At 32.4% G+C, this 10,769-nt stretch carries 11 protein-coding genes; 10 read left to right on the top strand and 1 reads right to left on the bottom strand.

Features of this window, described 5'->3' with window-relative positions; all coding sequences use genetic code 11:
* Positions 1-13 precede the first annotated feature (13 nt).
* The 5 genes from ACYQ3X_RS10095 to ACYQ3X_RS10075 all read left to right on the top strand — a co-directional run bounded on the left by ACYQ3X_RS10095 (position 14) and on the right by ACYQ3X_RS10075 (position 6,564).
* Positions 14-838, top strand: coding sequence for a hypothetical protein (locus ACYQ3X_RS10095; protein ID WP_460181668.1), 825 nt, complete (start codon positions 14-16; stop codon positions 836-838).
* 2 nt (positions 839-840) lie between these two features.
* The gene (gene traF, locus ACYQ3X_RS10090; RefSeq protein ID WP_460181667.1) at positions 841-1,719 is read left to right on the top strand and encodes a conjugal transfer protein TraF; all 879 of its coding nucleotides are present in this window, start codon (positions 841-843) and stop codon (positions 1,717-1,719) included.
* Positions 1,720-1,804: 85 nt separating this feature from the next.
* Entirely contained in the window at positions 1,805-3,244 is a 1,440-nt protein-coding gene (locus ACYQ3X_RS10085; protein WP_460181666.1) for a conjugal transfer protein TraH, read from the top strand.
* 1 nt (position 3,245) lies between these two features.
* Positions 3,246-6,224 (top strand): conjugal transfer protein TraG N-terminal domain-containing protein, encoded by a 2,979-nt coding sequence (locus ACYQ3X_RS10080; RefSeq protein WP_460181665.1) that lies wholly within the window; start codon positions 3,246-3,248, stop codon positions 6,222-6,224.
* A gap of 16 nt (positions 6,225-6,240) precedes the next feature.
* A complete protein-coding gene (locus ACYQ3X_RS10075) occupies positions 6,241-6,564 on the top strand; it encodes a hypothetical protein (RefSeq protein WP_460181664.1) in 324 nt (107 codons plus the stop codon).
* 2 nt (positions 6,565-6,566) lie between these two features.
* Here ACYQ3X_RS10075 and ACYQ3X_RS10070 read toward each other — a convergent pair whose 3' ends face one another.
* Positions 6,567-6,884, bottom strand: coding sequence for a hypothetical protein (locus ACYQ3X_RS10070; protein ID WP_460181663.1), 318 nt, complete (start codon positions 6,882-6,884; stop codon positions 6,567-6,569).
* Between the two features lie 423 nt (positions 6,885-7,307).
* Between ACYQ3X_RS10070 and ACYQ3X_RS10065 the strand changes: the two genes are divergently transcribed.
* The 5 genes from ACYQ3X_RS10065 to ACYQ3X_RS10045 all read left to right on the top strand — a co-directional run bounded on the left by ACYQ3X_RS10065 (position 7,308) and on the right by ACYQ3X_RS10045 (position 10,649).
* Positions 7,308-7,568: a hypothetical protein gene (locus ACYQ3X_RS10065; protein ID WP_460181662.1), complete on the top strand. Its 261-nt coding sequence runs from the start codon at positions 7,308-7,310 to the stop codon at positions 7,566-7,568.
* 85 nt (positions 7,569-7,653) lie between these two features.
* On the top strand, positions 7,654-8,019 hold the full coding sequence (locus tag ACYQ3X_RS10060; RefSeq protein WP_460181661.1) for a hypothetical protein: 366 nt from the start codon (positions 7,654-7,656) through the stop codon (positions 8,017-8,019).
* A complete protein-coding gene (locus ACYQ3X_RS10055; RefSeq protein WP_460181660.1) occupies positions 7,994-8,581 on the top strand; it encodes a hypothetical protein in 588 nt (195 codons plus the stop codon). The genes ACYQ3X_RS10060 and ACYQ3X_RS10055 overlap by 26 nt, the downstream gene beginning before the upstream one ends.
* On the top strand, positions 8,578-9,417 hold the full coding sequence (locus ACYQ3X_RS10050; protein WP_460181659.1) for a tyrosine-type recombinase/integrase: 840 nt from the start codon (positions 8,578-8,580) through the stop codon (positions 9,415-9,417). Before ACYQ3X_RS10055 ends, ACYQ3X_RS10050 begins: the two co-directional genes overlap by 4 nt.
* 5 nt (positions 9,418-9,422) lie before the next feature.
* A complete protein-coding gene (locus ACYQ3X_RS10045; RefSeq protein WP_460181658.1) occupies positions 9,423-10,649 on the top strand; it encodes a hypothetical protein in 1,227 nt (408 codons plus the stop codon).
* Positions 10,650-10,769: the final 120 nt, after the last annotated feature.

Raw genomic sequence — 10,769 nt, 5'->3', positions numbered from 1 at the left:
AAGGAGGAAAGTAATGAAAAGATTTTTATCAATTTTTCTTTCATTGTTGTTAATTACATCACCTTTATTTGCCGAAACAAAAACAATAAAAACTCCTTCAGATTTGCTTGAGTTTGCTAAAAATTCAGAAATGCAAGATAAGGTTCTAATTGAAAATTATCAAGGATTGAATCAATCCTTAATCACAAGGATATTTTCTTCCGAAAGAGGTAGTGTAACTGTTAGAACCATAAAAATATATCAAAATAAGTTAAATAACACAAAACTATTAGAAGATGCTACTTTGATTTGTAGTTGTGATGAAGAAATTAAACCTGAATGCTGTGAAGTTATTTTTAAAAAATCAGAAATAGAAATAGAAAACAATAAAGAGAAAATCCTAAATGCTGGAAGATATAAAATCACAACTAATAGTTCAACCAACAGTCCAAATATAGACTATTTTTTTGACATTCCTTTCACATATAAAATGATGTGTCGTTCTATTATCACAAGAGATTTTGCTAAAGAAAAACAAATTGCACTTGAAACTTTAGATGTTAACAAACAGGAAAAACCATCAATTTTAACAGTTTTGTTTGGAGTGCCGTTATTTGTTCTTTCTTTTGCAGCACCCGTTGTGGCTCCTGTTGTTTCTCCAGTTATCACAGGTGTTTCTCAAGCTGCAACAACTGTTGGCATTGGTGCTATGAGTGCAGCAGTTCAGGGTGTAGCAGGTGGAGTTGGAGCTAATATGATTGAAGAAGATGTAGCGAACAAAATAAATACGAATCAAAGTTCGGATGTCACAGTTGTTCCTGAATGTGTTTTTGAAAATTTTGAGAAATCTGAAAAGTAAAAATGGAAGTAAAGAGAGATTTTAAAAGACAATTACTGATTTTAATCCGCAATACGATTATCATAATTGGTGTTTTCTTGCTTTTAATAATGATAATGTTTTTCGCAAGAGTAAAATTTGTTCATGCGGAGGCATATCATGGAGATAAGCCACAAAGAGGCTGGTTTTTTTACGAAGACCCTGCTTTAAAGCAGGAGCAAGAGACAAAACGGGAAACAAAACAAGAAAAAACAGAACAAAAAAAGAAAAAAGATTTTGAGTTTCCTGTCGTTGAAAATGCGCCAGAACCAGTAAAACAGTTTCTTTTAAATCCAAATGAAGATACTGCCAGAGCATATTTGCTCTGGCAGTATAAATACTTTGAACACTTAAAAAAGCTTGGATATACTCTTAGAGATGCCTATATTAAGTTTGGTTCTGAGGTATATCCTATTGCAGGATATTCAGAAAATCCTGCAGCATCTCTTGCTTTTTTAAGCGCAAGAGAGAAAGCAATAGAAAAAATACTGTTATCTGCAAGAGACAAGATTGGTATAATTTACTTTTACAAGTATGGTTGTCCTGAGTGTAAACTTCAAAAAAATGTTTTAAGAATAATTTCAGAAAAATATCACATTCCAATAAGAGCAGTTTCTGTTGATGGGCAACAAGACCCTGATCTACCGTTTCCATCAACATATAATCCATCTTTATTTGAAAAATACAACATAACTGCAGTGCCAACTTTGCTTGCAGTTATACATCACAATGGGCAAACTCAGATCGCAGGTCTTGGAGTAGGCTTTACTTCTTTAGACCTCATAGAACAACAACTTATAGGTATGCTTATTCAAGCAGAAATAATTAAAGAAAAAGACTTAAATCCACGCTATGGAAACTAAGACAGATAAGGTTACCCTATACTCCACATAAATTAGAAAATTTTTATTTATACATAGAGAACTTTTATTTATAGAGGTGTTAAATATGCTTAAGATAGTAAGAATATTTTTAGTTTCCTTTTTATCTGTGCTTATTCTAATTAATCCAATTGCAGCAGATATTGACTCAGTGCTTGATAATATTGTAAGTGGCGTTTATGTTCAAGGTCCTGGGCTTTATAAATCTCCTACGACTACTACTTTAAGTTTTGGCTCTCTTTCCTTTAGACTAAAAAATGATTTACTTGGAAGACCTATCGTAAATTTCCGAGCACCTCAAGCATCACTGAGTTGTTCTGGAATGGATTTTGACGCAGGACTTTTAAGTTTGCTAAATCTTGATATGTTTGGACAAATGCTTAGTCAAGCAGGTGCATCTCTTGCATGGGGTATTATGATTGGATTGGTATATTCTTTGCCTGGCATTGGAGAAGCATTTCAAAAACTGAATGAGTGGGCAAGAATGTTACAACAACTTGGAAGAAGCCCATGTGAGCTTGGTAAATTTATTGGCACTCAACTTGGAGCACCAATTGGGCAAGCCATTTCTGATTCACTTGGACTGAACAAAGTTGAAGAAGTAGTGCAGCAGACAGGCAAACCTTTTGAGGAAGCGCTAAAAAAAGTGCTTGACTACATTAAGCTTTCGGATTTCTACAGAACAATTCCTTATGGTGTTTTAAGTCAAGTAGGGCTTTCAGACAGAGAGATGCAGGATTTATTTGCAAGTTTCTTTGGGGTGCTTGATATTTATTTAGTGGACAACAATGGAAATCCTGTTTCATACAATCCGTCTTTAAAAATGAGTAATGCATGTGGTGGAGACCCTTGTAGTGAGAAAAACATAAAAGTAAAAATTTTTACACCTCTTACAAAGTCTCTTGAAGACATTTTGTATGGTGGAACTGTTATGCTTTATAGCTGCTCTAACCTTGAGTATGGTCAGAGATGTTCAGGAATAACAACTTATACTGCAAATGTTACAGGGCTTATTCCTAAATTTGCAAGCAAATTAAATATGGCTGTTGATTCTCTTGCAGAACAAGGCACTGTTTCTTACTCAGAAGAATTGAATGCGTACTCAAAAATGGTTCCTCAACTGTTGGACATGATAAGTTTTGCAGTGTTGTTAAAAAAGAATGTATCAGATGCTGATGCAAAAAGAATTGTTAACACAATGTCAGAGTATCTTGCACTTGTAAGCGTAGCTTATCTCATTGAATCAATGAAAGGCTATATAGGTGCAGCACTTGGTAGTAATGTAACAGATGAGGTAGCACAAACTATAAAGCAATACCAGGATATGATGAATCAGGGAGAGACTGCTTTATATGAAAAACTTAAAAGAGTAAACGAAAGGTTTATTACCATTCAGCAAGCATTTGAAAACTACAAAGCAATTAGAGCACAAATAGACCCTACAATAGGGCAAGTATTTGGTAAAGGTGCAGTTGTTTTTGGTAAAAATCCATTAGGAGCAAAGTAATATGACATTAGATGTATATACTGTTGGTGGAATAGAATTTTTAAGTCAAGTCTATAAAGGTATTGTGATGATTCTTGGAGACTCAGGCTTTGAGTCTCTATTAAGACTTGCTGCGTTTTTTACTGTTGTTGCAAGCGTTCTTGCTTTAATTGCAAAACAACAGTTTGAATCTTTACTTAAAAGAATGGGTATGATATTTTTTATTTCTGCAATATGTTTTGGTTTAAGAGCTAATGTAAATATAATTGATACAAAATATCAACAGACCTATGTTGTAAGCGATGTTCCTATGTTGCCTGCGTATGCACATAGTTTTCTTTCATCTGCATCTTACTTTTTGACAAACACTGCACAAAATGTTTTTCACACAGGCACTGTTAATGTTTATAATCCTGGAGCAATGGCTAAAAATGCATGGAGCAGTATTAATCTTGATTACAACAAAACAGGTTATGGTGGTTTTTTTGATATAGTTTCGTATATCTCCAAGTTTGACTTAAAAACTGTAAGTAAAGCAGACATACAAGAATACTACAACTATTTACTTCCTTTTATGAAACAATGTATAGTGCCAAACATAGGATATATGGATTTCCAGAAAATCAAAAAGAACATACTGGAGTGTAATTCTTTAATAAATTGTTTTGATATAAGTTCTAATAGTGATTTTGCAAATCTATTTATTAGTTACAATGGACAGACATATGATTGTGCAACATTTTTTGTGAATGAAATTAAACCACGATACAATAATTTAGTTGCTTATGGTAGTGATCCAACCAGTTTAATTGCATTTGGAATTCCTCCAACAGATGCACAGGCACTTTCTGATGCATTTGGCAGTTTGCTTTCGGCTGGTGCAGTTTCTTTAAGCGATATGATAGGACAAGCAGGAATGCTTTATGCTTTTTTAGATGGAGTTGATGCGTTTTTAAGTGATAGCCCTGATGCTTTACAAAACTTTGCATACAAATACGAAGCAGGGAGAAATATAGAAGAATCTAAGCAAATGGGTAAGACTCTTGGTATTTATGCAAAAGAGACAATTCCACTTATGAAAAATGCCTTTGAAGCAATTATGGTAGCATTTATTCCAATTTTCTTTCTAATTATTATGTTTGGTGGAGCAAAAGCGATTAGAAATGTTTTTATATCTATGGCATGGGTTTATATGTGGGACCCTGTTCTTGCTACGATAAATGGTATAGGGAACATTGCTGCAATAGCAAAGGTAAATGCTGCAATAGCACAATCTGGACAAATTGGTGCATTAACTTACAGTAGCTTAAATACTATTTTTCAAAATATGGATTACTTTCCTGCTGTAATGGGTTATCTTGCCATTTCTACGCCTGGACTTGCATACATGCTAATAAAAGGTGGAGAAATAACTATGGCAAACATAGCAAGTATGATGGCTACTCCTGTTATGACGACGCCAATACATTCTGAAGTTGCTACATCTGCAGAAACACAGAAGATTGCATCTCAAACAGGTCTGAGTTTTGGGCAAGTAGAGTATGCATATAATGCACAAGGACAAGCAAAACTGCATGCACTTGCATTTCAGCAAGGGTTAGCACAACAGATGAGTTATGCAAAACTTTTACAAGCTGATATAGGCTCACAACAAATGGGTTATACAGATGGCTTAGCAGCATCCAAAGCAATAAAAAAGCATGGATTAGAAAATATAATAGACAGTAAAACAAATTTATTATCACAAACTATTGGTAGTGGAATAGGGTTTGGCAATCAAGACAGAGCATTTCAAACAGGCTTGGTAAATACACAAAGAGCGGTTGCAGAAGCAGAAGCTTTTGCATCTGTAGCAAATAAGTATGGTGGTGTAGAAAAACTTGCCAATCTAATTGCTACACGCAATTATACACATCTTAGTTCTGCTTTAAAAGAATATGCAGAATTAAGAGGAATATCTATTATGGAGGCAGCAACAGAAATGGGATACTTTATGGGTGAAAAAGATGCAACCAGTGTAACTGGTTATGCTAATGCATCAGAAACAGTTGGTAAACAACAGATTGCTTTTACAGAGGCAAATAAAATACTAAACGAAACAGCAAAATTTGAAATGACATATCAATTTGCTCATGCAGCAGGATATGCAAAAAGTAAAGATGATTTTCTTGGTGTATATCTTGCACATCTAAGACATCATGCAGAAGAAACATGGACTCTGGATAAAACATCTGCAGAATTTTTGAATCAACAAATGGCATCGCTTGGTTACAAAACAAGATTTAAAGCAGGCGATAGAGTAACAATGGCAATGGATGAATATGGAAACATAACACTTGCTAAAGGTGCACATGGAGCATCAAGAGAAGTGCTTGATATTACTAAGGCTGTATATGGGCGTTCAACAGATATATATCATGGAAATGTGAATCACCATTTAGGGCAAAACTGGTCTACTGGAAACGATATAGTATATGCAGTTGCATCAGGGGATTCAAAAGGTTTTCATCGGTTCTATGGTGGGCAAATGTGGTATAACATGACAGCAGGGCAGGCTATTACAAAGCAAGTTGCAGATGCTTTACAATCATTTGGAAACTTAGGTGCAAATTTACAAAAAATATCGTCACTTGGTTTAAAAGTTTCAAGTCCACTTGGCTTTAAGGTTTTAGCAGCATTAGGCGTTCAGTTTTCTGAATCAGGCGAAATAAGAGGAGCAGATAATGTTGATGCAAGTAAACTTCAAATAAAGCTACAAGAGGCTTATAAAGATTTGTATTCTAATAAAAATCTTACATCTTATCAAAAGACTCAGATGTTTATACAGGGAGCTAATGAAATATATTCCTTGTTCCAACAAATAACAAAAGAATCACCATCAAGTAGAGTTAGTGATGCAGCTTTAGACCCTCAAGGTAAAAGTAAAGATACAATACAGTATCAAATGATAAGAAGTGTAGATCAGACTTTTGCAACAAAACCTGAAGATTTAAAATTATAAAAAAGGAGAGAAAAGCATGGTAAAACTAAAAATATTTAACTTAGATATAACAATAGAGATTCTTTATATAAACAGAAAAGAAACCATTGAAATTAAACATGGTAGATATAAAGATAAGGAAGAACTTTATCACGAGCTTGTAATAGCTGAGGGTAAACTAATTCTTCAGGGAGATGATACAAAAGTAATTGCAACACAGGCAGATGTGGTAAGTATTGTAATTAAAACTCCTGTTGACAAACTTGTAGAGCATTTTCAAAATCCTGAAATTTATCTTAGTAAAGCAGATGCAATTCCAGCAGAAAAAACAAAAGAAGCATTAAAAATAGTGCTGTCGTGAATTTATTTTCTTTTGTATGTCATGTCATCAGATAAATCAAGACTTCCTATTTTCCATATGCTTTCCTTTAATTCATTTTCTTCTATTCTCTGTTCTTCTTCTAAGACTTTATGAAGATCAATATCAGAACTGAAACCAAAAATATTTTTTTCAGTTGAAAAGCTAAAAAAATCTGTTGATGATTCAGCTTTACCAGTAGGAGCAGGTGGAACAAGTTTTTGTGATTCTTTTTCATACCAGGTCAAAATAAAAAAGTTTATCACCGTAAGAATAACTAAAATTCCTAAATCCGATGTGAAAAAAGATAAAATCTCATTCATTTTTTTTGCTCCTTTCTTCTTTTTCTGTTGTTCCATAAATATTACTTAATTTGGTAACCGAAAATCAAACGCTATCACTAAGATTGACATTTTTTGATATTTTTTTTAAATTAATATTAGGTTTTCTCACCAATAGGTGACTCTCCTTTAGAGAGGTATGGCAAAATTAACGCCACAAATGCCACAAATCAATCTATCCATACCATAATCTGTTCTTCATTTAAAGAAAATAGTTTGTTTTAATTCATGCCAATAATATCAAAACAATCAAAATAAAGGAGGTGTAATTATGTTTATGAATGATCTTTTAAGTTTTGCTGTTATAGCTGGATGGGGAGTGACGCTATTAGGTTTCATTATCTTTTTTGTGATTTTTATTTTAATTTCTGAATTAGTAAAGTAAATTAGTAGGGAGGTAAAAAAATGATAGGATGTTCAATCCAACATGAAACAGGAATTTATTTAAAATTTCAGTTTGAAGCTAATGAAGTTAATGACATCGGAGAAAAAATTGCTTTGTTAAAACAAATTCTAACACAGTATGGCAAAGTGTTTGTTGCAAAAGACACTGTATTTTTAAAACCTACGCCCGAATATGAAAACCAAAGAAAAACATTGTTGAAACTTGTAATTAGCGAATTTTATTTTTTGTGGGAACAGGCTAACAAAAAGCCAGAGGAGTAATCCTCTGGCTTTTTTTGTTTGGTTACTTTTGTTGTCATATTTTATAAATAACACAAAAATTTACCAAAAAAAGGGGGCTAAAACATTGCAGGAACTTAAAGAATTTTTAACACAAGAACAAATCAAGCAAATTCTTGAAGATGGAGGGCGTTTCATTTCCAGGGTTCGTTTTCCTGTGGAGTGCAACCTTAAACGCTTTTGCGATGTTTGTTTAATTCATTTACGACCTGGACAAGAGATATATGTTTTAGTTTATTTTCTACCTCTTTTTCATGATAAATATATAAAAGCGCAAATGGAACAGAAATGGTATGTAAGAGAGATGCTTTGCGAAACATGTGGAGAACTAATGTCAAAAGACAGCGTAGTTTGTGATAAAATAATTCCATCTCTTCAAAAATATTTTGAAAAACTTTTAAAGCGTTATGAACATATTTGTTGGCAAGACTAAAAAAAATATAAAAAATTTTTTAAAAAAATTTTTAATTTGGCATGTAATTCTTACAGTTGTTTTTACAACTACAATGGTTTCTACACATGCTGTGATAAAAGGTTTTGATTTTGAAAAGAAATACAAAGAGCCTGAAACTAACAAAGTATTAATTATCACGATAGGTGTCATTAATGTTTATACTGGATGGCTTTTGTATGCTATAAATCCTGTATTGCTTGCAGTAATTGAACATTTATATGGAGATCCAATGTTTTACGGAGAGTGTCGGGTGAAAAACATAATAAAAAATGGCATACTTAGAGTTGGAACAGCAACAGTAATGGGTGGCAGAGAAGAATTTCATGTGTATGGCGTAAATCAAAATGGGCAAATTGTAGAAAATGTTTGTTCATTTTGTCCGAAACAAATGAAGGTGCATTATGAAATTAAACTTCAAAACTATAAACCCGTGGAAACTATTTTTTACGATAAAACGGTGTCGTTGTCTAAAGTGTGTTCTTACGCATATCTAAGAGCTGCGCTTAAAATTGAGTATTTAAAGGAGAGGTTTTCGTTATGAAACTAAGCAGTGCAATAGAAAAATTTAAGGAATATCTAACTGGAATATACTCAGGTGCAACTGTTAAGACATACACAGTTGCAATGAATCGTTTTTTAGCTATTATTGGTGATAAAAAAGTTGATGAAATAGATTTTAATGATGTCCTAAAATACAAGTCATATCTATATGAGAACCAAAATCTTAGTTCTTCTGTTTGTGTAGCACTATCTGCAATTTCATGTTTTTTTGAGTTTTTAAAGAAAGCATATAAAATTTCAAACATTTCTCTTGAAGACTTAAAAATACTCAGACCTAAAGTGCGACAGAAAGTGCCAGCATATCTCAATAAAGCATCTATTCAAAAGCTTATAGATGCCTGTAAAGATATAGAAGAAGAAATCATGGTTAAAATGCTTTTTATTACAGGCATGAGAGCATCTGAATTGCTTAATTTAAAGAGAAAAGATATTCTTTGCGATAAAGAAAGCGTTTTTATCCACATTAGAGGTAAGGGAGGTTATGAAAGGGTTATTCCTGTTGATGTTATTAAAAATGAACTATCAAGATATATGGAATACCTTCAAATTAAGTATTCAAGCAAAGAAGAAAGGCTTTTTCCTTACACATATCATACTCTTTATTACAGATTGAAAAAAATCGCTCAAAGAGTAGGTTTTGATGAGATATCTCCTCACTGGTTAAGACATTCATGTGCAACAGAATTACTTGCCCAGGGGGTTGACATAAGGGTTATTGCAGAAATTTGTGGGCACAGGTCTTTAAACACTACGATGCGATATGCGAAGGTTAAACCAAAACTTGCTAAAGAAGCTATAGAAAAGTTAAAAATATAATAGCGATGCATGAACCTATAAAATTACAAGAATATCTGGAAAACAACTACCCTGAAGTAGTAAGGCTTTTATCAAGCAGACTTCCATTTTTTTATAAAACAGAAGTGTTGAATGAAAAAAAATTGTCACTTTTTAGCAGTGAACCAAAAATAATTAGAGCAGTTCGCAAAGATGATGTTCCTTATATAAAATATCATGATCAAGGTTTTCTTGAATATTTAAAAGATTTAAAAGTAATAACAGATAAAGAGATTAATTATTATCTGACCAATCTTCAAAAACAATATAAACACCTTAAAGCATTTATTACTACTAATTATAATAATTCATTTAAATCAGAAAGCAATGTTGTAGCAGTAAGTAAAGATGTTGACATAAATGATATTTTACATGCATTAGCAATGTCTTATTTTTGGTGCGGATATCTTTTGTGGAACTCAGGTGCAGAAGTAATTTTTAACAAGATCATATATGGTGAAAATCAATTTAACTTTACAGAAGCAGTTATAGAAGGATACCTGAGGTTAGTGAAAAGCATCTGGTTTTCAGAAGAAAAAGTAGTAACCTTTATAAAAAAAACACTTGAAGTCAACAAAACTCTCAATAGAGATTTTATTAATGGTTGTAATTACACAAGAGAAAAGCTGTTACGCTTTGCATATACATTAGCAAATGAGATAGATATGACTACACCAACAGGAGAGATTGCAAGACAAATTATTGTTAAGCATATCACTAAAAGATTGCTTGAGTTAAAGATTGTAAAAAAAGAAAACCGGATTGCATCGCTTTTATCTTTATCGCAAATATCATCAAATGAGTTGTCTATATTTCAGGAAGAAAGAGAAAAAACTATAAAAGAACTCACACAGGAAATAGCTGAATGTAAAAAACAGCTTAAAATTTTACAACTTTACGATAAAAAGAGCATTAAAAATCAAATTAAAAATTTTATACAGATGGAAATCCAAAATCAAATAAATCCAGATTGTAGTCATTGCGAAAATTTTGGTGCATGTGATTATCTTTGCTCAATGTTTATAAAAGACGAAGAACTAAGAAAAAAAACTGAATGTTTCAACTGTCCACACGAAAACAAATGTTTTGAGTTTCAGATGCAACAAAATAAAGACAAAGACTGCCCTTATTTTGTTGCATCTGAATTCAGTTGTTCTCAAAACTATCAAAAAATTTCTTTCCTGGTTAATAAATATAACATCACCGACCTGTAAAATCTTTTTGGTTTTAGCTGTGGGAAAAATGTGGGAAAAATTTTTAAAAAATAGTCTAAAAATGGTGATTTTGAGAATATAAAACATAGAAAAATCAAAGACTTTAGGTATACAACATTG

The organism is Thermodesulfovibrio sp. TK110, from assembly GCF_054658355.1.
Note: the sequence above shows the minus strand (reverse complement) of the source record. Positions and strands in the feature narration are given on the sequence as shown.

What these genes read in the sequence shown, in the direction of transcription:
- ACYQ3X_RS10055 (WP_460181660.1), top strand. Translation starts at nt 7,994, where the DNA reads ATGAACATATTTGTTGGCAAGACTAAAAAAAATATAAAAAATTTTTTA.
- ACYQ3X_RS10095 (WP_460181668.1), top strand. Translation starts at nt 14, where the DNA reads ATGAAAAGATTTTTATCAATTTTTCTTTCATTGTTGTTAATTACATCA.
- traF (WP_460181667.1), top strand. Translation starts at nt 841, where the DNA reads ATGGAAGTAAAGAGAGATTTTAAAAGACAATTACTGATTTTAATCCGC.
- ACYQ3X_RS10075 (WP_460181664.1), top strand. Translation starts at nt 6,241, where the DNA reads ATGGTAAAACTAAAAATATTTAACTTAGATATAACAATAGAGATTCTT.
- ACYQ3X_RS10050 (WP_460181659.1), top strand. Translation starts at nt 8,578, where the DNA reads ATGAAACTAAGCAGTGCAATAGAAAAATTTAAGGAATATCTAACTGGA.
- ACYQ3X_RS10070 (WP_460181663.1), bottom strand. Translation starts at nt 6,884, where the DNA reads ATGAATGAGATTTTATCTTTTTTCACATCGGATTTAGGAATTTTAGTT.
- ACYQ3X_RS10085 (WP_460181666.1), top strand. Translation starts at nt 1,805, where the DNA reads ATGCTTAAGATAGTAAGAATATTTTTAGTTTCCTTTTTATCTGTGCTT.
- ACYQ3X_RS10065 (WP_460181662.1), top strand. Translation starts at nt 7,308, where the DNA reads ATGATAGGATGTTCAATCCAACATGAAACAGGAATTTATTTAAAATTT.
- ACYQ3X_RS10045 (WP_460181658.1), top strand. Translation starts at nt 9,423, where the DNA reads ATGCATGAACCTATAAAATTACAAGAATATCTGGAAAACAACTACCCT.
- ACYQ3X_RS10080 (WP_460181665.1), top strand. Translation starts at nt 3,246, where the DNA reads ATGACATTAGATGTATATACTGTTGGTGGAATAGAATTTTTAAGTCAA.